This is a genomic window from Streptomyces sp. NPDC038280, assembly GCF_055600045.1.
On the sequence record NZ_JBVJYZ010000029.1, the window covers coordinates 1 to 25,329 of the forward strand.

Below are 25,329 nucleotides of genomic sequence, written 5' to 3' on the forward strand. Positions count from 1 at the left end.
TTCGTGCCGTCGATGCTGGAGGCTTTTCTTGCTGAGGAGTCGGCGGCCGGGTGTGGTGGGCTGCGCCGGGTGGTTTGTTCGGGTGAGGCTCTGTCGCCTGCGGCGCAGGAGCGGTTCTTCGCCGTGTTGCCGGGGGTGGGGCTGCACAATCTGTACGGGCCGACGGAGGCGTCCGTCGACGTCACCGCCTGGGAGTGCGCGCCGGGTGCGCCTGTTGTCATCGGCGCGCCGATCGCCAACACCCGTACCTACGTGTTGGATGCGGCTCTGAATCCGGTGCCGGTGGGTGTGGGGGGAGAGCTCTATCTCGCGGGTGTCCAGCTTGCTCGCGGCTATGTGGGGCGGGCGGGCCTGACGGCTGAGCGGTTTGTGGCCAGTCCCTTCGTCCCTGGTCGGCGGATGTATCGCACTGGTGATGTGGTGCGCTGGAACGCGGACGGGCAGCTCGAATACCTCGGGCGCGCGGACGAGCAGGTCAAGATCCGTGGCTTCCGTATCGAGCCCGGTGAGGTGCAGGCCGTCGTGGCCGCGCACCCGCAGGTGGCCCACGCCGCGGTGATCGCCCGCGAGGACGCGCCGGGCGACACCCGCCTCGTCGCCTACGTCGTACCGGTCGAAGACAGTGCGGAACTGGCCAAGGCCGTCAGTGAGTTCGCTGGTCAGCGGCTCCCCTCCTACATGGTCCCCTCGGCCGTCGTCACCCTCGACGCCCTGCCCCTGTCGGTGAACGGCAAGCTCGACCGCAAGGCACTCCCCGTCCCTGACTTCGCCGGCCTGGCGGGATCGGGGCGCGGCCCGGCGACCGTGCGCGAGGAGATCCTCTGCGCGGCCTTCGCCGAGGTCCTGGGCCTGGAGAGCGTGGGCGTCGACGACGACTTCTTCCGGCTCGGCGGCCACTCCCTCCTCGCCGTGCGCCTGGTCGAGATCCTGCGCGCCCAGAACGTCTCCATTTCCGTACGCACCCTGTTCGACACCCCGACGGTCACCGGCCTCGCCGCCTCCGCCGGGGACGAGCAGGTCGTCGTCCCCGAGAACCTCATCCCGGCGGACGCCACCGAGATCACGCCCGCGATGCTGCCGCTGGTCGACCTCACCGCCGACGAGGTCACCCGGGTCGTCGCCACGGTCGACGGCGGGGCGGCCAACGTGAAGGACGTCTACCCGCTCGCCCCGCTCCAGGAGGGCCTGCTCTTCCACCACCTGCTGGCGGAGGGCGGCGAGGACGCCTACGTCATGCGCGCGGTCCTGGAGTTCGACTCCCGGGACCGGGCGGACGCGTTCACCGACGCCCTGCAACGGGTGGTGGACCGGCACGACATCTACCGGACCTCGTTCGTGTGGGAGGGCCTGCGCGAGCCGGTCCAGGTCGTGTGGCGCCGGGGCACCCTGCCCGTCGAGGAGGTCCTCCTCGACCCGCAGGGCACCGACCCGGTGGCCGCGCTGGTCGCCGTGGGCGGCGCTTCCATGGACCTGGGCCGGGCCCCGCTCCTGGGCGCCCACGTCGCGGCTGATCCCGGCGGCGACCGCTGGCTGGTCCTCGTGCGCATGCACCACACGGTCCGCGACCACACCGCGCTCCAGGTCGTCCTCGACGAGGTCGAGGCGTTCCTGGCGGGCCGGGGCGACGAGCTGCCCGAGCCGCTGCCGTTCCGCAACTTCGTCGCCCAGGTGCGCGGCGGGACCGACCGGACCGAGCACGAGCGGTACTTCGCCGCGCTCCTCGGCGACGTCACCGAGCCCACGGCCCCGTACGGGATGGCGGACGTGCGCGGCGACGGCGCGGACACGGTTCACGAAGTCGTCGCTTTCTACCCCGAGTTGGACCGGCGTCTGCGGACGGTCGCGCGCCGCGTCGGCATCAGCACGGCGACCGTGCTGCACGTCGCCTGGGCCCGGGTCCTCGCCGCCGTCAGCGGCCGCGAGGACGTGGTCTTCGGCTCGGTACTGTACGGCCGCCTGAACGCGGGCGCCGGAGCCGACCGGGTGGCGGGCCCGTTCATGAACACCCTGCCCGTGCGCGTGCGGACCGAGGAACTGGGCGCGCTCGCGGCGGTGTCCGCGATGCGCGGCCAGCTCGCGGAGCTCCTGGAGCACGAGCACGCGCCGCTCGTCGTGGCCCAGCGCGCCAGCGGGGTCAGCGGCGACACCCCGCTGTTCACCTCCTTCCTCAACTACCGGCGCAACCCGGGCCGTGCCGTCGACGAGGGCATGGACGGGGTACGGCTCCTGTCGGTGCGCGAGCGCACCAACTACCCGCTGGTCGTTCTGCTCGACGACTACGGCGACCGCACCGAGGTGGCCGTCGACTCCATCGCGCCCATCGACTCCCGCGCGGTCGGTGTCCTCGTGCGCACGGCCGCCGGGAACCTGGTCTCCGCCCTGGAGTCCGCGCTCGACGGCGGCCCGGACGTGCCGCTCGGTTCGATCGAGGTCCTGGACGACGACGAGCGCCGCCGGGTGCTGGTCGGCTGGAACGACACGGCGACCGAGGGTGATGTCGCCTTGGTGCAGGATTTGTTCGAGGCACAGGTGGCGCGTAGGCCGGACGCGGTGGCCATCGTGTCCGGGGGCGTCGGGGTCTCGTACGGGGAGCTGGACGCGCGGGCGAACCGGATCGCGCACTACCTGATCGGTCAGGGCATCGGTGCCGAGTCCGTAGTGGGTCTGTGTCTGCCGCGCGGTGCCGACATGATCGCGGCGATCCTGGGTGTGTGGAAGGCGGGCGCCGGCTACCTGCCGATCGACCCTGAGCAGCCTGCCGACCGGGTGGCGTTCATGCTGCGGGACAGCAACGCGGCGCTCGCGCTGACGACCGAGGAGATCCTGGACGAGTTGCCGGCCGGGCGGTCGCGCCTGGTCGCCATCGACGACACCTTCGTCGAGATGCAGCTCGCAGCTGCCTCAACCGAGTGTCCGAGCAGGGCGGTTGACCCGCAGTCGCTCGCGTACGTCATCTACACCTCGGGCTCGACCGGTCAGCCCAAGGGCGTCGCCGTGACGCACGGCGGGCTCGCGAACTACTTCTCCTCCGTCCCCGAGCGCGTCGGCTTCGGTGGGGAAGGCGCGCGGTACGCGCTGCTCCAGGCGCAGGCGACCGACCTCGGCAACACCGTGGTCTTCGCCGGCCTCGCCACCGGTGGCGAGCTGCACATCCTGGACGAGGGAGCCGTCACGGACCCGGTCGCGGTCTCCGCGTACCTCGCCGAGCACCAGATCGACCACTTCAAGGCCGTCCCCTCGCACCTCGCCGCGCTCTCCGCCGCCGGTGGCGTGCAAGGCGTCCTGCCGATCCAGTCCCTCGTCCTCGGCGGCGAGGCAGCCTCACCGGTGTGGCTGCGGGAGCTGCTCGCCGCCGCCGGTGAGTGCGGGATCCACAACCACTACGGCCCCACCGAGACCACCATCGGCGTCGCCACTACCCGGCTCACCGCCGACCGCGTCGCCACCGGCGCCGTACCGGTCGGGTCCCCGGTCGCGAACACCCGCTTCTACGTCCTGGACGAGCGGCTGCGGCCGGTCGCACCGGGCGTCGTCGGCGAGTTGTACGTCTCCGGGGCCCAGCTCGCCCGAGGTTACGTCCGCCGGGTCGGTCTGACCGCCGAGCGGTTCGTGGCCAGCCCCTTCGAGTCGGGGCGGCGGATGTACCGCACCGGCGACCGGGCCAAGTGGACGGCGGACGGCCAGGTCGTCTTCGCCGGCCGCTCCGACGACCAGGTGAAGGTGCGCGGTTACCGGATCGAACCCGGTGAGGTGCAGGGCGTCCTGACCGGTCACCCGCTGGTCGCGCAGGCGGCGGTGGTCGCCTGCGAGGACACCCCGGGCGACCGGCGCCTCGTCGCCTACGTCGTCCCGAACGACCGGTTCGAGGGCGGCGACGAACTCCCGGCGGCCGTGCGCCGGTTCGCGGGACAGCGGCTGCCGGAGCACATGGTGCCGTCGGCCGTCGTGGTCCTGGAGGCGCTGCCGCTGACCGGCAATGGCAAGCTCGACCGCAAGGCCCTGCCCGCGGCCGACTTCGCGGCGATCGCAGGTGCGGGCCGGGCCCCGGCCGACGTGCGCGAGGAGATCCTGTGCGCCGCCTTCGCAGAGGTCCTGGACCTGGAGAGCGTGGGCGTCGACGACGACTTCTTCGAGCTGGGCGGCCACTCGCTGGTGGCCGTGCGACTGGTCGAGATCCTCCGGGCGCGTGGAGTCTCCGTCTCCGTGCGCGCCCTGTTCGACAACCCGACGGTGGCATCCCTCGCGTCGTCCGCCGGTACGGAGCAGGTCGTCGTCCCCGACAACCTCATCCCGGCCGGTGCCACCGAGATCACGCCCGAGATGCTGCCGCTGGTCGACCTGACCGCCGAAGAGATCTCCGTGATCGTGGCCTCCGTGGAGGGCGGCGCGGCGAACGTGAAGGACGTCTACCCGCTCGCTCCGCTCCAGGAGGGCCTGCTCTTCCACCACATGCTGGTGGAGGGCGGCGACGACGCGTACGTCATGCCGGCGGTCCTGGAGTTCGACTCGCGGTCCCGGCTCGACGCGTTCACCGACGCGCTGCGGCGCGTGGTGGAGCGGCACGACATCTACCGGACCTCCTACGTGTGGGAGGAGCTGCGCGAGCCCGTGCAGGTGGTGTGGCGCGAGGCCGCCCTGCCCGTCACGGAGGTCGTCCTGGACCCGCGCGGCACCGACCCGGTCGCCGCGCTCGTCGAGGCGGGCGGCGCGCGGATGGACCTGGGCCGGGGCCCCCTGCTCGACCTGCACGTCGCGGCCGTGCCCGGCACCGACCCGGAGCGCTGGTTCGCGCTGATCCGCGCCCACCACATGGTCCGCGACGGCACCGCCCTCGAAGTGCTGCTCGAGGAGGTGACCGCGTTCCTCGACGGGCGCGGCGACCAGCTGCCCGAGCCGCTGCCGTTCCGCACCTTCGTCGCCCAGGCACGCGGCGGCGTCGCCCGCTCCGAGCACGAGCGGTACTTCACCGCGCTGCTCGGTGACGTCACCGAGCCCACGGCCCCCTTCGGCCTGGTGGACGTGCGCGGCGACGGCGCCTCGCTGGCCCGTGCCCGCGTCGCGGCCGAACCCGAACTGGCTGGGCGCCTGCGGGAGGTGGCGCGGCGCGCGGGTGTCAGCGCGGCGACCGTGCTGCACGTGGCATGGGCGCGGGTCCTGGCGGCGGTGAGCGGCCGGGAGGACGTGGTCTTCGGCACGGTTCTGTTCGGACGCATGAACGCGGGCGTGGGCGCCGACCGGGTGCCGGGTCCGTTCATCAACACCCTTCCCGTACGCGTCCCCACTGGCCGGCTCGGGGCGCTCGGGGCCATCAGCGCGATGCGCGGTCAACTGGCGGAACTCCTGGAACACGAGCACGCGCCGCTGGTCGTGGCGCAGCGGGCGGCGGACCTGGAGGGCGACGCCCCCCTGTTCACCGCCTGCCTCAACTACCGGCGCAGCATCGGCGAGGACCTGGACGAGCGCTGGAACGCGTCCCTGCCGGGAACCAAGCTGCTGTTCACCCGCGAGCGCACCAACTACCCACTCGCTCTGCTCGTCGACGACGACGGAAACGGTATCGAGCTGATCGTCGACGCCGTCGCCCCGATCGACCCGGAAGCGGTCGCCGCCCTCGCGCGCACCGCCGTCGAGGAGCTGGTGGGCGCCGCCGAGCAGGCCCTGGATGGCGGTCACGACCTGCCGCTGAGCAGGGTCGGCGTGCTGGCCGACGACGAGCGCCGGCAGGTGCTCACCGAGTGGAACGACACGGCGGCGGACGTACCGCCCGCGACGGTGCCCGAGCTGTTCGCGGCGCGCGTGCGCTCGAGGCCCGACGCGGTCGCGGTGGCATCCGACGGCGCCGAGCTGACGTACGCGGAGCTGGACGCCCGCGCCAACCGGCTGGCCCGGTTCCTGATCGGCCGGGGAGTGGGACCCGAGTCGGTGGTCGCGGTCGTGCGGGAGCGCGGCGTCGACCTGATCGTCACCCTGCTCGCTGTCCTGAAGGCGGGCGGCGCCTATCTGCCGGTCGACCCGGAGTACCCGGCGGAGCGCATCGCGTTCATGCTGAAGGAGTCGGGCGCGGCGGCGGTCCTGGCGTCGGCGCTGTGCGCGCCTGTCGTGCCGGGCGACACGCGGGCGCCGGTCCTCGTGCTCGACGAGCCGCCGCTCTCGGCGGAGATCGAGGCGCTGGACGGCGGCGAGCCGAGCGACGCGGAACGGTGCGCGCGGCTGTTGCCCGCCCATCCCGCGTACATGATCTTCACGTCGGGCTCGACGGGCATGCCCAAGGGTGTGGTCGTCACGCACACCGGCATCGCCAGCCTCGTGGCCACGCAGATCCAGCGGTTCGAGGTCGGCGCCGACAGCCGGGTCCTGCAGTTCGCCTCGCCGGGCTTCGACGCGGCGACTTGGGAGCTGGTCATGGCCCTGTGCTCGGGCGCCCGCCTGGTGGTCGCCCCAGCCGATGCGCTGCTTCCCGGCGGCGGGCTCGCCGAGCTCGTGGCACGCCACGGAGTCACGCACGCCACGCTGCCGCCCGCCGTCCTGTCCGTACTGGAACCCGCGGACCTCGCCCCCGTCACCACGCTGGTGTCGGCCGGTGAGGCGCTCGGCGCCGAACTCGTGGCGCGCTGGTCGCACGGCCGCCGCTTCGTCAACGCCTACGGCCCGACCGAGACGACGGTGTGCGCGACGATGTCCGACGCACTCCGCGCGGACGACGAGCGGCCCGGCATCGGCACACCGATCACCAACTCCCGGGTGTACGTGCTCGACGCGAGTCTCAACCCGGTCCCGGTCGGTGTCGACGGCGAGCTGTACGTCGCGGGCGCCGGGCTCGCCCGCGCCTACGTGGGCCGCCCGGCCCTGACCGCGGAACGGTTCGTGGCCTCGCCCTTCGACGGGACGGGCGAGCGGCTGTACCGCACGGGTGACCGGGTGCGCTGGACCACCGACGGCCGGCTGATCTTCGCCAGCCGCGTGGACGACCAGGTCAAGATCCGCGGGTTCCGCATCGAGCCGGGCGAGGTCCAAGCCGTCCTGGCCGCGCACCCCGGCGTGACCCAGGCCGCCGTCGTGGTCCGCGAGGACGGGGCGAGCGGCAGACGGCTGGTCGCCTACATCGTCCCCACCGGTCCCACCGGTCCCGCCGATGCCGACGTGGCGACCCACGTCAGGCAGTTCGCCGAGGCCCGGCTGCCCGAGCACATGGTGCCGTCCACGATCGTCGTACTCGACGCGATGCCGCTGACGGCCAACGGCAAGGTCGACCGCAGGGCCCTGCCCGAAGCCGGACCCGCCGTGAGCACGGGCCGCGCGCCCGCCACTGAGCGGGAGAGGGTCCTGTGCGCGGCGTTCGCCGAGGTCCTCGGTCTGGAGCGGGTGGGCGTCGACGACGACTTCTTCGCCCTCGGCGGGCACTCCCTGCTCGCCGCCCGCCTCACCAGCCGTCTGCGGACGGTGCTCGGTGTCGAGGTGTCCCTTCGGGTGCTCTTCACGGCGCGGACAGTGTCCGGCCTCGTACGACAGCTTGGAAATGTGAGCTCTGCTAGGCCCGCGCTGCGGCCGATGCGTACCCAGGAGGAGTCCTGATGATTCCGTTGTCATTCGCGCAGCGTCGGCTGTGGTTCATTGCCCAGTTGGAGGGCCCGAGCGCGGCCTACAACATCCGGGTCGCGCAGCGGCTGTCCGGCCCCGTGGACCCGGGCGCGCTGGAGGCGGCCCTGCGGGACGTGATCGCCCGCCACGAAATCCTGCGCACCGTCTACGGCGTCGCGGCCGGCGAGCCCTACCAGCGTGTCCTCAAGACCGCCGAGCTGGACTGGAGCCTGGAGGCGGCCGACGTCACGCCGACCGACCTCGACCAGGAGATCGCATCCGCCGTCGGGTACGCATTCGACCTCACCACCGAAGTTCCCATCAGAGCCTGGCTGTTCACGACGTCCCCCGACGAGCACGTGCTCGTCATGGTCGTCCACCACATCGCGGGCGACGGCTGGTCGATGGGCCCGCTGGCCCGTGACCTCTCCACGGCCTACGCGGCGCGCGCCCAGGGCGAGGCCCCGCTGTGGGAGCCGCTGCCCGTGCAGTACGCGGACTACACGCTGTGGCAGCGCGAACTGCTCGGTGACGAGAACGACCCCGGAAGCCTGTTCTCCCGTCAGACCGCCTATTGGCGAGCGGCGTTGGCGGACGTGCCCGAGGAGCTGGAGCTGCCGTACGACCGGACCCGTCCGGCTGTCCTCGGCCACACCGGCCACACCGTCCCCTTCGAACTGCCCGCCCGCGTGCACGCACGCCTCGCCGAGGTCGCGCTCGCCGAGGGCGTGACCCTGTTCGCCGCACTGCAGGCCGCCCTCGCCGTGACCCTGTCCCGGCTCGGCGCGGGCACGGACATCCCGATCGGCTCCGTCAACGCGGGCCGCGGCGACGAGGCCCTCGACGACCTGGTCGGCTTCTTCGTCAGCACCCTCGTGGTGCGCACCGACCTGTCGGGCGACCCCACGTTCCGCGAACTCCTCGCACGCGTGCAGGAGGCCAGCCTGTCGGCGTTCGAGCACCAGGACGTCCCCTTCGAGAAGCTGGTCGAGGAACTCGCCCCGACCCGCTCCCTGGCCCGGCACCCGCTGTTCCAGGTCATGCTGATGCTGCAGAACACCGGCGACGCGGCGCTCCGGCTGCCCGCCATCGAGGCCGAGTCCGTACCCACCGGGGAGTCCGCCGCCAAGTTCGACCTGGAGGTCGGCGTGGGCGAGACCTTCGACGCGAACGGGGCCCCGGCCGGGCTGCGCGGCACCGTCATCGCCGCCGCCGACCTGTTCGACGCCGACTCCGTCCAATGGATCGCCGACCGGCTCGCCCGCGTCGTCGAGGCCCTCGCCGACGAGCCCGCCACCCGCGTAGGTGACGTACGGCTCCTGGACGACGCCGAGCTGCACCAGGTCCTGCACGGGTGGAACGACACCGACGCGGAGGTCCCGGCGGCTACGCTGCCCGACCTCTTCGAGGCCCAGGTCGCCCGCACGCCCGACGCGGTCGCCCTGGTCGACGGTGACGACTCGTACACGTACGCCCAACTCGACGCCCGTGCCAACCAGTTGGCGCACCAGCTCGCCGACCGGGGAGTCGGGCCCGAGGCGATCGTCGCCGTCGTGATGGAGCGCGGCGCGGACCTGGTGGCGTCGCTGCTCGCCGTGGTGAAGGCCGGCGGCGCCTATCTGCCGGTCGACCCGGAGTACCCGGCGGAGCGGATCGCGTACATGCTCGCCGACGCGCGCCCCGTGTGCGTGCTCACCGACCTCGCGTGCGCCTCCGCGATCCCCGGGACCGACGCGCCCGTGATGGTCCTCGACGGAGAGCACGCCGGGTTCGACGCGGCCGCGCCGCCCGCCCGGGCCGCCCTGCTGCCGCAGCACCCCGCGTACGTCATCCACACCTCCGGCTCCACCGGCCGCCCCAAGGGCGTCGTCGTCGGCCACCAGGCCCTCGCCAACCACCTGCACGCCGTCGCCGAGCGCGTCCCGCTCGTCGCGGGTGACCGGCTGGTCGCCGTCACCACGGTCTCCTTCGACATCGCGGCGCTGGAGCTGTTCCTGCCACTCGTCAGCGGCGCCGCCGTCGTCCTCGCCGACCGCGACACCGTCCGCGACCCCCACGCCCTCCTCGACGTGGTCCGCACCAGCGGGGCGACCGCCCTGCAGGCCGTGCCGTCCCTGTGGCGCGCGCTCCTGGACGCCGGCGACTGGCCCCCCTCCACGCGCGCCCTCGTCGGCGGCGAGGCACTGCCCGAGGAACTGGCCGCCAGGCTGCACGCCCTCGGCGCTCGCGCCGTCAACCTGTACGGGCCCACCGAGGCCACCATCTGGGCCACCTCCGCGGAGGTCACCGACGGCCCCGTCCTCATCGGCCGGCCCTTCTCCAACACCCGCGCGTACGTCCTCGACGACCGGATGCGGCCCGTGGCCCCCGGCGCCACGGGAGAGCTCTACCTCGCGGGCGCCCAGCTGGCACGTGGCTACCTGGGCCGCGCAGCCATGACCGCCGAACGGTTCGTCGCCTCCCCGTTCGTCCCCGGCGACCGGCTCTACCGAACCGGCGACGTGGCGCGCCGGCGCACCGGCGGCGTCCTCGAATGCCTGGGCCGCACCGATGGGCAGGTCAAGGTGCGTGGTTTCCGTATCGAGCTGGGCGAGGTCGAGGCCGTCCTCGAACGCCACGCACGGGTCGCCCGCGCCGCCGTCGTCGTCCGCGAGGACGCCCCGGGCGACGTCCGGCTCGTGGCCTACGCGATCCCCGCGAAGGGTGGGGACGGAGAACTTGATGCCGCAGAGCTACGCGCCCACGTGGGCGCGAGCCTGCCGGGTTACATGGTGCCGTCCGCGGTGCTGGTGCTGGACGCACTGCCGCTGACCGCCAACGGAAAGCTCGACCGCAAGGCCCTGCCCGCGCCCGACCACGCCACGGGCGCCGGCCGGGGCCCGGCCGACCTGCGCGAGGAACTGCTGTGCGGCGTCTTCGCCGAGGTCCTCGGCCTGGCGGGCGTCGGCGTCGACGACGACTTCTTCGCCCTCGGCGGCCACTCGCTGCTCGCCGTCGAACTCATGGGCCGGGTCCGCGCCGCCCTGGGCGCCGACGTGCCCGTGCGCGCGCTCTTCCAGACCCCGACCCCGGCCGGCCTCGCCGCCTCGGCGCACGCCGCCCCGGCGGCCGCCCCGCCCAACCTGATCCCGGCCGACGCGACCGCGATCACCCCCGAGATGCTGCCGCTCGTCGACCTCACGGCCGACGAGGTCACCCGGATCGTCGCCACCGTCGACGGCGGCGCGGCGAACGTCGCGGACGTCTACCCGCTCGCTCCGCTCCAGGAGGGCCTGCTCTTCCACCACCTGCTGGCCGACGGCGGCCGGGACGCCTACGTCCAGCCGACGGTCCTGGAGTTCGACGCGCGGGAGCGGCTGGACGCGTTCACCGACGCCCTGCGCCGGGTCGTGGAGCGCCACGACATCCTGCGCACCTCCCTCGTGTGGGAGGGGCTGCGCGAGCCGGTCCAGGTCGTGTGGCGCGACACCACCCTGCCCGTCACCGAGGTCACCCTCGCCGAGGGCGGCGACCCCGTCGCGCAGCTGCTCGCCCTCGGCGACGGCGCCATGGACCTGACCCGCGCCCCGCTGCTCGGCCTGCACGTCGCGGCCGACCCGGTGGGGGGCCGCTGGCTCGCCCTGGTCCGGGCACACCACACGGTCCAGGACCACACCGCCCTGGAGGTCGTCCTCGACGAGGTGCGTGCGTTCCTCGACGGGCGCGGCGCCGAACTGCCCGAGCCCGCGCGGTTCCGCGACTTCGTGGCCCGGGTCCGCACCGGCCTCGAAGGTGCCGACCACGAGCCGTACTTCGCCGGACTGCTCGGCGACGTCACGGAACCCACCGCGCCCTACGGCCTGGTGGACGTACGCGGCGACGGCGCCGGATCGTCCCGGGCCCGCCTCCCCTTCGCACCCGAGCTCACCGGACGCCTGCGCGACGTCTCCCGCCGCCTCGGCGCGAGCCCCGCCACCGTCCTGCACCTCGCCTGGGCACGGGTCCTCGCCGCCGTCAGCGGCCGCGACGACGTGGTCTTCGGCACCGTCCTGTCCGGCCGCATGAGCGCCACCACCGGCGACCGTCAGGCCCCCGGCCCGTACATCAACATGCTGCCCGTGCGCGTGCGCACCGCCACACTCGACGCCCGCGCCGCCCTGTCCGCGCTGCGCGAGCAGCTCGCCCGGCTCGTCGAGCACGAGCACGCGCCGCTCGCCACCGCCCAGCGGGCCAGTGGGGTCACCGGCGATACGCCCCTGTTCACCTCCCTGTTCAACTACCGGCGCGGCGCCACCGGCGGCCAGGAACTCGACGGCATCCGCACCCTGCTCGCCCAGGAGCGCTCCAACTATCCCCTGGCGGTCTCCGTCGACGACGACGGCGAGGCGCTCTCGCTCGCCGTGGACGCACGCACCCCCGTCGACCCGCACGAGGTCGGCACCCTGCTGCGCACGACCCTCGCAGGGCTCCTCGACGCCCTCGACGCGGACACCGGCCGGCCGCTCGCCGCGATCGACGTCCTCGACGAGGACCGGCGCCACCAGGTCCTCACCGCGTGGAACGACACCGCCGCCGACGTGCCGCCCGCCACGGTCCCCGAGCTCTTCGAGGCCCAGGCCGCGCGCACCCCCGAGGCGGTCGCTGTCACCGCCGACGGCGAAAGCCTCACCTTCGCCGAACTCGACTTCCGTGCCAACCAGTTGGCGCGCCTGCTCGTGGAGCGGGGCGTCGGGCCCGAGTCCGTCGTCGGCGTGTGCCTGGAGCGCGGCGCAGAACCGGTCGTCGCCCTTCTCGCCGTCCTCAAGGCCGGCGGCACCCACCTGCCCCTCGACCCGGGTTACCCGGCCGACCGCATCGCGTACATGGTCCAGGACGCGGCCCCCGCCGTCATCCTCGCCAACGCCAGCACGGCCACCGTCCTACCGGGCGGCGGCGCCCCCGTGCTCGTCCTGGACGACGCGGCGCTCGACGGCGTCGACGACGCCCCGATCGGCGTCGCGATCCGGCCCGACCACTCCGCGTACGTCATCTACACCTCGGGCTCGACCGGCCGCCCCAAAGGCGTCGCCGTGCCCCACGAGGGGCTCGCCAACCTCGCCGCCTTCCAGCGCGCCGGCGCCATCACGCGCTCCGGGCCGCGCATGCGCGTCGCCCTGACGTACTCCCTGTCCTTCGACGCCTCCTGGGAGCTGCTGCTCTGGATGGTCGCGGGCCACGAACTCCACGTCGTCCCCGACGACGTGCGCCGCGACACCACCGCCCTGGCCCGCTACGTCGACGCCTCCCGCATCGACCTGATGGCCGTCACCCCCGTCCAGGCCGAACAGCTCCTCGACGAGGGCCTCCTCGGCGCCTCCGTACACCGACCCCGCGCACTGCTCCTCGGCGGCGACGCCGTCGGCAGCGCCCTGTGGGAGCGCCTGCGGGCCGCCGAAGGGACGCTCGGCCTCAACTTCTACGGCCCGACCGAGGCCACCGTGCACGTCCTGTGCCACGACACCGAGCAGGGCGGGCGCCCGCTGATCGGCCGCCCCCTGCCCAACACGCGCGCCTACGTCCTCGACGGCTCGCTCCGGCCCGCCCCCGTGGGCGTCGCCGGCGAGCTGTACGTCTCCGGCGCGGGCCTGGCCCGCGGCTACGTGCGCCGCGCGGGCCTGACCGCCGAGCGGTTCGTCGCGAACCCCTTCGAGCCGGGCACCCGCATGTACCGCACCGGCGACCTGGTACGCCACGACGCCGACGGTCGCGCGGAGTACCTGGGCCGCGCCGACGACCAGGTCAAGATCCGCGGCTACCGGATAGAGCCCGGCGAGGTCGAGGCCATCGCCGCCGCGCACCCGGACGTCGCCCAGGCGGCGGTCGTCGCCCGCGAGGACACCCCCGGGGACCGGCGCCTGGTCACCTATGTCGTGCCCGTCCACGGCGCCTCGGACGTGGCCGCGGACGTACGGGAGTTCATCGCCGCCCAGCTGCCCGAGCACATGGTGCCCTCCGCCGTCGTCGCCCTGGACGCCCTGCCCCAGTCCGTCAACGGCAAGCTCGACCGCGCCGCCCTGCCCGCCCCGGTGTACACGGCGAGCGCGGGCCGCGGCCCCGCCACGCTCCACGAGGAGCTGCTGTGCGGCGTGTTCGCCCAGGTCCTCGGCGTGCCCGACGTGGGCGTCGACGACGACTTCTTCGCGCTCGGCGGTCACTCCCTGCTCGCCACCCGGCTCATCAGCCGGGCGCGCACTGTCCTCGGCGTCGAGGTACCGCTGCGCACCCTGTTCGAGGCGCCCACCGTGGCAGCGCTCGCGGCCCGCCTCGACGGCGCGGGCCCGTCCCGCACCGCGCTCGCCCCGGCGGTACGTCCGCAGCGCGTCCCGCTCTCCTTCGCCCAGCGCCGCCTGTGGTTCGTCGGTCAGCTGGAGGGCCCCGGCGCCACCTACAACATCCCGGTCGCGCTGCGGCTCACCGGCACGCTCGACCGGGACGCGCTGGGCGCGGCCCTGAGCGACGTGATCGGGCGGCACGAAGTGCTGCGGACCGTCTTCGAGGTCGCCGACGGAGAGCCGTACCAGCGGATCCTGGACCCGGCGGACCTGGGCTGGGCGCTGACGGTGGCCGACGTGGCCCCGCAGGACCTGGACCACGCGGTCGCCGAGGCCCTCGCCCACCCCTTCGACCTGTCGGCCGACGTGCCGGTCAGGGCCTGGCTGTTCGGGACCGGCGCCGACGAGCACGTGTTCGTCATGGCCGTCCACCACATCGCGGGCGACGGCTGGTCGATGGAGCCGCTGGCGCGCGACTTGTCGATCGCCTATGCGGCTCGGCGCGAGGGCGGGGCCCCCGAGTGGCAGCCGCTGCCGGTGCAGTACGCCGACTACGCGCTGTGGCAGCGCGAGCTGCTCGGTGAGGAGGGGGACCCCGAAAGCTTGAGCTTCCGTCAGGTCGCCTACTGGCGCGATGCGTTGGCCGGTGCTCCGGAGGAGCTGGAGCTGCCGGCCGACCGCGTGCGGCCCGCTGTCCCCTCGCACCTGGGGCACAACATCCCGCTGGCGGTACCCGCGCAGGTGCACGCCCGCCTCGTGGAGGTGGCGCGCGCCGAGGGCGTGACGCCGTTCATGGTCCTGCAGGCCGCGCTGGCGATGCTGCTGTCGAAGCTGGGCGCCGGGACGGACGTCCCGATCGGCTCGGCGAACGCGGGCCGCACGGACGAGGCCCTGGACGACCTGGTCGGATTCTTCATCAACACCCTTGTCATACGCACTGACTTGAGCGGCGATCCGACGTTCCGGGACGTGCTCGGTCGCGTCCGGGAGACGAGTCTGTCCGCGTTCGCGCACCAGGATGTGCCGTTCGAGAAGCTCGTGGAGGAGCTGGCGCCGGCCCGGTCGCTGGCCCGGCATCCGCTGTTCCAGGTCATGCTGAAGGTCCAGAACACCGGCGAGGCCGCCCTCGACCTGCCGGGCGTACGCGCCGCCGGGTTCCCGGCCGGAGCCTCGACCGCCAAGTTCGACCTGGACGCTTCGGTGTCGGAGGTCTTTGACGAGGCGGGCGCTCCGGCGGGGCTGCGCGGTTCGGTGGTCGCCGCCGCCGACCTGTTCGACGCGGAAACGGCCGAGCGGCTCGTGGCCCGCTGGGTGCGGGCCCTGGAGAGGCTGACCGCCGACCCGGAGCTGTCGCTGAGCGCCCTGGACGTCCTGGACGAGGGCGAGCGCCGGCTTTTGGCTGAGTGGAATGACACGGCTGCTGAGGTGGTGGCGGGGTCGTTGGTGGAGTTGTTCGAGGCGCGGGTGGCGCGGACGCCGGATGCGGTTGCGGTGGTTGCGGGTGAAGTCTCCCTCGCTTATGCGGAGTTGGATGCTCGTGCTAACCGTCTGGCCCGTCATTTGGTGGCTCAGGGTGTGGGTGCTGAGTCGCTGGTGGGGGTGTGTCTGGGGCGGGGTGCGGATCTGATTGTTGCGCTGCTTGCGGTGCTGAAGGCTGGTGGCGCGTATGTGCCGTTGGATCCGGAGTATCCGCGGGAGCGGATTGCGTACATGGTTGAGGACGCGGCGCCGGTGGTGGTGTTGACGTCGTCGGTGACGGCGGGGGTGCTGCCGCTGTCGGACGTGCCGCTGGTGGTCGTGGACGGTGCGGAGACGGTGGATGCGCTGGCTGGTTTGGATGCCGGTGCGTTGGGCATGCGGATTCGGCCTGAGGATCCTGCGTATGTGATCTATACCTCGGGTTCGACGGGTCGGCCGAAGGGTGTGGTGGTCGCGCACAGGGGTGTGGTGAGCCTGTGTGAGGGCCACAGTCGGACGGTGTTCGCCGGGGGCCCGCTCAGCGTTGCGCTGACGACTTCGGTCTCTTTCGATGCGTCGTGGAACCAGCTGTCGGCTGTGTTTGTGGGGCATGAGCTGCATGTGGTGGATGCGGAGACGTGGCTGGACGCGGGGCGTCTGGTGGCGTGGATGCGGTCCTCGCGTATCGACTTCGCCGAAGTGACGCCCTCGTATCTGGAAGTCCTACTGGACGAAGGTTTGTTCGGGGGTTCCGATTGGATGCCGTCGCGGATTGGCGTGGGTGGTGAGGCGGTTCCAGCGGACCTGTGGGAGCGGCTGCGGTCGCTGGATGGTGTGGAGGGCTTTAACTTCTACGGTCCGACCGAGGCGACTGTGGACACCGCGATCGCCCGTCTGTCCGACTCCGAGACCGTCGTGGTGGGTAGGCCGGTGCCGAACGCCCGCGTCTTCGTCTTGGACGAGACTCTGCGCCCGGTCCCGGTCGGTGTGCCGGGTGAGCTTTACGTCTCCGGGGCGGGCGTGGCCCGGGGCTATGTGGGGCGCTCGGGGCTCACGGCTGAGCGGTTCGTGGCGTCGCCGTTTGTCCCCGGTGAGCGGATGTATCGCTCGGGTGACCGCGTGAAGTGGTCGGCGGAGGGACAACTCGTCTTCCTCGGTCGTACCGATGACCAGGTCAAGGTGCGTGGTTTCCGTATCGAGCTGGGTGAGGTCCAGGCCGCTGTGGCCGCGCACCCGCAGGTCGTGCAGGCCGCTGTGGTGGTACGGGAGGACAGTCCGGGCGACCGTCGCCTCGTCGCGTACGTCGTCACCACTGGCGAACCAGCCGTCCCCATCGCCGAGTTCGTGGCTGAGAGCCTGCCCGAGTACATGGTCCCTTCGGCGGTCGTCACCCTCGACGCGCTGCCGTTGACGGCCAACGGCAAGCTCGACCGCAAGGCCCTCCCCACGCCCGAGCACGAGACGACCGCCGGAGTGCGCGGGCCCTCCAACGCCCGCGAAGAGATCGTCTGCGCCGCCTTCGCCGAGGTCCTGGGTGTGGAGAGCGTCGGCGTGGACGACGACTTCTTCCAGCTCGGCGGCCAGTCGCTGCTCGCGATCCGCCTCGTCGCCCTCCTCCAGAAGCAGGGCGTCTCCGTCTCCGTGCGGGCCTTCTTCCAGGCGCCGACCCCGGCCGGCCTCGCGGCCTCGCTGGGTGCTGCCCAGGTCGAGGTGCCGGAAAATCTGATCCCGGCCGGCGCCGCCGAGATCACCCCCGAGATGCTGCCGCTCGTCGACCTGACAGCCGAGGAGCTGGGGCGCGTCGTCGCCAGCGTTGACGGCGGTGCGGCCAACATCGCCGACATCTATCCCCTGGCCCCGCTCCAGGAGGGCCTGCTCTTCCACCACCTCCTGTCGGAGGGCGGTAACGACGCCTATGTGCTCCCCACCGTCCTGGAGTTCGACTCGCGGGCGCGGCTCGACGCGTTCACGGACGCCCTGCGCCAGGTCGTGGAGCGGCACGACATCTACCGCACGTCCATCGTGTGGGAGGGCCTGCGCGAGCCGGTCCAGGTCGTGTGGCGCCACGCCACCCTGCCCGTCACCGAGGTCGCCCTCGACGAGGGCGGCGACCCCGTCGAGCAGCTGCTCGCGGCAGGCGGTCTGTCGATGGCCCTGGGCCGGGCGCCCCTGCTGGGCCTGCACGTCGCGGCCGCGCCTGGTGGCGAAGGCGACGGCCGCTGGCTTGGGCTGCTGCGTGCGCACCACGTGGTGCGCGACCACACCGCCTTGGAGATCGTCTTTGGCGAGGTGCAGGCGATCCTCGCCGGCCGTGGCCGGGAGCTGCCCGAGCCGCTGCCGTTCCGTACCTTCGTGGCGCGGACGCGGGGCGCGGGCGCCCGCGCCGAGCACGAGCGCTACTTCGCCGACCTGCTCGGCGACGTCACCGAGCCCACGACCCCGTTCGGGGTAGCGGAGATCCGGGGCGACGGCGGCACCTCCGTGCGCGAAGTGGTTCCGTTCGCCAACGAGTTGACCAGGCGTCTGCGCGAGGTCTCCCGGCGCCTCGGCGCCAGCCCGGCGACGCTGTTGCACGTGGCCTGGGCCCGTGTCCTGGCGGCGGTGTCCGGCCGTACGGACGTGGTCTTCGGCACCGTCCTGTTCGGCCGCATGAACGCCGGCGAGGGCGCCGACCGGGTGCCCGGCCCGTACATGAACACGCTGCCCGTCCGCGTGCGCACGGACGCCTTCGGGGCCCTGGGCGCGGTCTCCGCGATGCGCGACCAGCTCGCCCGGCTCCTGGAGCACGAGCACGCCCCGCTCGCGATGGCCCAGCGGGCCAGCGGCGTCACCGGTGACACCCCGCTGTTCACCGCCCTGTTCAACTACCGTCATCACACCGACCAGTCCGACGGCAGCGCGCCGCGCGGCGAGCTGGCCGGCATCACGCTGCGGTTCGCCGAGGAGCGCGACAACTTCCCGCTCGCGCTCTCCGTCGACGATCACGGCGACGGCATCAAGCTGGCCGTCGACGCGGTCGCCCCGGTCGACTCGCGCATGGTCGGCGGCCTGATGCGCACCGCCGCGCACAACCTGGTGGCCGCGCTCGAAGCGGCCCTCGACGACGGACAGGACGTGCCGCTCAGCTCCGTCCAGGTCCTGGACGAGGCCGGGCTGCGCCAGGTCCTCGGCGCGTGGAACGACACGGCGGTCGAGGTCCCCGACGCCACCGCGGTCGCCCTCTTCGAGGCTCACGCGGCCCGCACCCCCGACGCGGTCGCCCTCGTCGCCGACGGCGCCGAGGTGACGTACGCCCAACTCGAAGCCCGCGCGAACCGGCTGGCACGCCACCTCCTGGACCGGGGCGTCGGCCCCGAGTCGGTCGTGGCGCTGTGCCTGGAGCGCGGCGTCGACCTGATCACGTCAGTGCTCGCCGTACTGAAGGCGGGCGGCGCCTATCTGCCCGTCGACGTGGACTACCCGGCGGAGCGCATCGCGTACATGTTCGGCGATGCCGCTCCCGTGGCGGTCATCGCCTCCACGGGCACGGTCGCGGCCGTGCCGGCGTCGGACGCGCGGCTCATCGTCCTGGACGAGACGGAGCTCGACGGCCTGGCCGGCGACCCGCTCGGCACGCGGATCCGGCCCGAGCATCCCGCGTACGTCATCTACACCTCCGGCTCGACCGGCCGCCCCAAGGGCGTCGTCCTGACCCATGCCGGGTTCGCCAACACGATCGCGGGCCTCGCCCGCTTCGAGGCGGGTCCGGGCTCGCGGGTGGCGCAGTTCGCCTCGGTGAGCTTCGACATCTTCTGCCTGGAGTGGTCGCTGGCCCTCACCTACGGCGCGACCCTGGTGGTCGTCCCGGCCCACCGCCGCCTCGGCGCGGACCTGGCGGCGTTCCTCGCCGAGCAGGCCGTGACGCACGCGACACTGCCGCCCGCGGTCCTCGCGGGCCTGGAGGACGGATCGATCGGCCCGGACGTCGTCCTGGAGGTCGGCGGTGAGGCGTCCTCGCCCGAACTGATCGAACGCTGGGCGCGCGGCCGGAGCATGTACAACACGTACGGCCCGACGGAGACCACCGTCGACGCCACCGTGTGGCGCTGCGAGCCGGGCGTCACGGACGTCCCGATCGGCACACCCATCGGCAACACCCGCACCTACGTCCTCGACGGCTCGCTCTCGCCCGTCCCGGTGGGCGTCGCCGGTGAGCTGTACGTCGCCGGTGCCGGACTGGCCCGCGGCTACCTGGGCCGCCCGGGGCTGACCGGTGAGCGGTTCGTCGCCGACCCCTTCTCCACCACCGGAGACCGCCTCTACCGCACCGGTGACCTGGTGCGCTGGAGCCCGGACGGCCAGCTGGAGTACCTGGGCCGTGTCGACGAGCAGGTCAAGGTGCGCGGCTTCCGCATCGAGCTGGGCGAGGTCCAGTCCGTCGTCGTCGCCCACCCGGGCGTCGACCGGGCCGCCGTCGTCGTCCGTGAGGACACGCCGGGCGACAAGCGGCTGGTCGCCTATGTCGTCCCGACGGGGTTGCATTCCCCCGAACTGAGCCGCCTCGTCGGCGAGTTCACAACCGAGCGACTGCCAGCCCACATGGTGCCCGCGGCCGTCGTCGTCCTGGACGCCCTGCCGCTGACGGCCAACGGCAAGCTCGACCGCAGGGCGCTGCCGGCCCCGGCGTACACCGACGGCGCGAGCGTCGCGGGACGGGCCCCCGGCAGCCTCCAGGAGGAGATCCTCTGCGGAGTGTTCGCGCAGGTGCTCGGCCTGCCCTCGATCGGCGTCGACGACGACTTCTTCGCGTACGGCGGCCACTCCCTGCTCGCGGTCCGGCTCATCAGCCGGGTCCGCACCGTGCTCGGCGTGGAGGTCCCGCTGCGCACCCTGTTCGAGGCGCCGACGGTCGCCGCGCTCGCGGCCCGGCTCACCGGTGCCGGGACGGCCCAGACCGCTCTGACGCCGATGGAGCGGCCCGCCCGCACCCCGCTGTCCTTCGCCCAGCGCCGCCTGTGGTTCATCGGCCAGCTGGAGGGTCCCAGTTCCACCTACAACATCCCGATGGCGCTGCGGCTGTCCGGCCCGCTGGACCGCGCGGCACTGATCACGGCCCTTCGGGACGTCATCGGGCGGCACGAGGTGCTGCGCACCCTGTTCCCGGTTGCCGACGGCGAGCCGTACCAGCGGATCGTCGACCTCGACGACCTCGTGTGGGAACCGGTGGTGGAGCGGGTGGGCCGGGACGCCCTGGCGGCCGCGGTGGCCAGGGCGGCGGAGCACGTCTTCGACCTCGCCACCGAAGTGCCGGTCCGGGCCTCGCTGTTCGAGCTGGCACCCGAGGAGCACGTCCTCGTCGTGGTCGCGCACCACATCGTCACCGACGGCTGGTCCACCGGACCACTGGCCAGGGACGTGTCCGTCGCCTACGCGGCCCGCCGCGAGGGCCGGGCCCCGGTCTGGGAGCCGCTGCCGGTCCAGTACGCGGACTACGCGCTGTGGCAGCGCGAGCTGCTCGGCGACGAGCGCGACCCCGAAAGCGTCATGGGCCGCCAAGTCGCCTATTGGCGCGAAGCGTTGGACGGCTCCCCGGAGGAGCTGGAGCTGCCCTTCGACCACACGCGCCCGGCCTTGGCCTCCCACCGCGGACACGGCGTGCCCGTCGACATCCCGGCCGAGGTGCACGCGCGGCTCGTGGAGGTGGCGCGGGCCGAGGGCGTCACCGCGTTCATGGTGCTCCAGGCGGCGCTGTCGATGCTCCTCTCGCGCCTGGGCGCCGGGACCGACATCCCGATCGGCTCGCCCAACGCCGGACGCACCGACGAGGCGCTGGACGGCCTGATCGGCTCCTTCGTCAACACCCTGGTGCTGCGTACGGACCTGTCGGGCGACCCGACGTTCCGCGACGTCCTTGCCCGCGTACGGGAGAAGAGCCTGTCGGCCTTCGCCCACCAGGACGTGCCGTTCGAGCGCCTCGTCGAGGAGCTCGCCCCGAGCCGTTCCATGGGCCGCCACGCTCTCTTCCAGGTCATGCTGACCCTGCAGAACACCTCCGAGGCCGTGCTCGAACTGCCTGGCCTGCGGGCCGAGGCGCTGACGACCGGCGCATCCAAGGCCAAGTTCGACCTGGACGTCATCGTGGGTGAGGCGTTCGACGACCACGGCCACCCGGCCGGCGTACGCGGCTTCGTCACCGCCGCGGCCGACCTGTTCGAACCCGCCACCGCCGAGCGGCTCGTCGCCTGCCTGACCCAGGTCCTCGACGCGCTGACCGCCGAGCCGGACACCCGCCTCAGCGCGGTCCCGGTCCTCGACGACACCGAGCACCACCGGCTCCTGGTCGAGTGGAACGACACGGCCGCCGACATCGCGCCCGCCACGGTGCCGGAGCTGTTCGCCGCGCACGTGGCCCGCACCCCGGACGCGGTGGCCCTCGTCGCGGACGGCGCCGAGGTGACGTACGCCCAACTGGACGCCTGGGCCGACACGTTGGCGCACCGGCTGGTGCGGCGGGGCGTCGTACCCGAGTCCGTCGTCGCGGTCTGCCTGGAGCGCGGCACCGACCTCATGGTGGCGCTGCTCGCCGTCCTGAAGGCCGGGGGCGCGTACATGCCGATCGACCCGGAGTACCCGGCCGACCGGATCGCGTACATGCTCGGCGACGCGGCACCCGCCCTGGTCCTCGCCTCGGCGGACACGGCGGACAGGATCCCCGTCGAGACGCTGCTCGTCGAGGAGGCGGGCGACGCGGTGGACGGACCGCCGCGCGTCGAGCTGGCGGTGACCCACCCCGCGTACGTCATCTACACCTCGGGCTCGACCGGCCGCCCCAAGGGTGTCCTCGTCTCGCACGCCGGCGTCGCCGGCCTCGTCGCGGGCCACATCCGCTACCTGGGCGTCGGCCCCGGCGCCCGGGTCGCCCAGTTCGCCTCCGCGAGCTTCGACACCTTCGGCTGGGAGTGGCTCATGGCCCTCCTGTCCGGATCGACCCTCGTGGTCGTCCCGCGCGAGAAGCGCCTGGGCGAGGCGCTGCCGGTCTTCCTGACCGAGCAGCGCGTCACCCACGCCACCCTCCCGCCCGCCGTCCTCGCCACCCTCGACGAGAACAGCATTGACCCGGACACCGTCCTCGTGGTCGCGGGCGAGGCCTGCCCGCCCGACGTGATGGCCCGCTGGGCACGCGGCCACCGGCTCCTCAACTCGTACGGACCCACCGAGACCACCGTCGACGCCACCCTGTGGCAGTGCGACCCGGAATCCACCGAGGTCGCCATCGGCACACCCGTGCTCAACACCGAGGTGTACGTCCTCGACGAGTACCTGGCGCCCGTCCCCGTCGGCGTCGCGGGCGAGATGTACGTCAGCGGTGCCGGCCTCGCCCGCGGTTACCTGGGGCGCCCCGACCTGACGGCCGAGCGCTTCGTCGCCTCGCCCTTCGCGCCGGGCCGGCGGATGTACCGCACCGGCGACCGGGCCAAGTGGACGGCGGCCGGACAACTCGTCTTCGCCGGCCGCACCGACGACCAGGTCAAGATCCGCGGCTTCCGCATCGAGCCGGGCGAGATCCAGGGCGTCCTGACCGGCCACCCGCTGGTCGCCCAGGCCGCCGTGGTCGTCCGCGAGGACAGCCCCGGCGACAAGCGGCTCGTCGCCTACGTCGTGCCCTCTGTCGAGGAAGGGACGACCTGGTCGCCTTCCACCACGGCGTCGGTCCTCGCCCTCGCTGCCGACCGGCTGCCCGAGTACATGGTCCCGTCCGCCGTGGTCGCCCTCGACGCCCTGCCGCTGACGGTCAACCGCAAGCTCGACCGCAAGGCCCTTCCCGCACCCGACTACTCGGCGGGCACGGCGGCGGCCGGGCGCGGCCCGGCCAACGTCCGTGAGGAACTGCTGTGCGGCGTCTTCGCCCAGGTCCTCGGCGTGGACACGGTCGATGTCGACGACGACTTCTTCACGCTCGGTGGCCACTCGCTGCTCGCGGTACGCCTTGCCAGCAAGGTCCGCGCGGTCCTCGGCGTCGACCTCGACATCCGAACCCTGTTCGACGCGCCGACCGTCGCGGGACTCGCCGCCGAACTGGAGGGTTCCGTACGAACCCGGCTCGCCCTGACGGCCAGAGAGCGGCCCGAGCGGACGCCTGTCTCCTACGCCCAACAACGCATCTGGTTCATCCACCAGTTGGAAAGCGTCGGCGCCACCTACAACATCCCCATGGCGCTGCGCCTCACCGGGGACGTCGACGTGAGGGCCCTGGAGCTCGCACTGCGCGACGTGATCGGCCGCCACGAGGTGCTGCGTACCGTCTACCCCGCAGCCGACGGCCGGCCCTACCAGCACGTGCTGCCCCTCGACGACACCGACTGGACACTGGCGGTGACCCGGGTCGCCCCGGAAGCCCTCGCCGACGCGGTGCGGGAGGCGTCCGCGTATGCCTTCGACCTCACGACCGACGTGCCCATACGGGCGCACTTGTTCGATGCCGGACCGGGTGAGCGGGTACTGCTCGTCGTAGTCCACCACATCGCGGGCGACGGCTGGTCCTGGGCGCCCATGGCCGCCGACCTGTCCACCGCCTACACGGCGAGGTGCGCCGGCCGGGCACCGCAGTGGCAGCCGCTGCCCGTCCAGTACGCCGACTACGCGCTGTGGCAGCGCGAGCTGCTCGGCGACGAGCGCGATGCGGACAGCCTGCTGAGCCGACAGATCGCCTACTGGCGCGAAGCACTCGACGGAGCCCCGGAGGAGCTGGCGCTTCCCACCGACCGGCCCCGGCCCGCCACCGCCTCCCACAAGGGCCACGCCGTGCCCCTGGAGGTCCCGGCCGAGGTGCACGCCGCCCTGGTCAAGGCGGCGCGCGCCGAGGGCGTCACGACGTTCATGGTGCTCCAAGCCGCCCTCGCGATCACCCTGTCGCGTCTGGGCGCAGGCACCGACATCCCGATCGGCTCCGCCAACGCGGGCCGCACGGACGTGGCCCTCGACGACCTCGTCGGCTTCTTCGTCAACACGCTGGTGCTGCGCACCGACCTCTCCGGCGACCCCACGTTCCGCGAGGTACTGCACCGCGTCCGCAAGACCAGCCTGGACGCCCAGGCACACCAGGACGCACCGTTCGAGAAGCTGGTGGAGGAGCTGGCACCGAGCCGCTCCATGGCCCGGCACCCCCTCTTCCAGGCCCACCTGGTCCTCCAGAACAACGCCGATGCCGTACTGGATCTGCGAGGCGCGGCCGCGGGACGGATGCAGGTCGGCACAGCACCGGCCAGATTCGACCTGGAGGTCGGCGTCGGGGAGGTCTTCGACGCCGAGGGCGCCCCCGCGGGTCTGCGCGGCACGGTGGTCGCGGCGGCGGACCTCTTCGACCCGGAGTCGGTCGAGCGACTGGCCGCTTGCCTCGCGCGGGTTCTCGACGTGCTGGCTGCCGGGCCGGGCACCCGCCTCAGCGCGGTTCGGGTCCTGGACGATGCCGAGCGTCACCGACTCCTGGTGGAGTGGAACGACACTGACGTCGATCTGGTGCCAGCTACGTTGCCGGAGCTGTTTGAGGCGCAGGTGGCGCGGACGCCGGATGCGGTGGCGGTGGTTTTCGAGGGCGAGGCCGTCTCGTATGCCGAGCTGGATGCGCGGGCTGGCCGGTTGGCGCGGCGTTTGGTGGCTCGGGGTGTGGGGCCTGAGTCTGTGGTGGGTGTGTGTTTGGAGCGTGGTGTCGAGATGGTGGTGGCGCTGCTGGGTGTGGTGAAGGCGGGTGGTGCGTATTTGCCGGTGGATCCGGAGTATCCGGCGGATCGGGTGGCGTATGTGCTGGAGTCGGCGGGTGCTGATGCGGTGGTGACCGTCACCGGGCTGGAGGGGGTGTTGCCGGAGTGGGTTGCGTGTGTTCGCGTGGATGACCTGGAGCCGGCGGGGCTGGGGGGTGGGCCGTTGGGTGTTGTGGTGCGGCCGGAGCATCCTGCGTATGTGATTTTTACGTCGGGTTCGACGGGGCGGCCCAAGGGTGTGGTGGTGCCGCATGCGGGGATTGTGA

Annotated in this window: 2 protein-coding genes; both read left to right on the forward strand. The window is 72.9% G+C overall.

All coding sequences use genetic code 11. The annotated features are described in order from the left end of the window. Positions 1–7,572: amino acid adenylation domain-containing protein (locus tag ACZ7J0_RS33375; protein WP_470893771.1), on the forward strand; the 7,572-nt coding region annotated here is incomplete at its 5' end. Then, positions 7,572–25,329 (forward strand): non-ribosomal peptide synthetase (locus ACZ7J0_RS33380; RefSeq protein ID WP_470893773.1); only part of this gene is annotated, 17,758 nt, incomplete at its 3' end. The genes ACZ7J0_RS33375 and ACZ7J0_RS33380, both read left to right, overlap by 1 nt.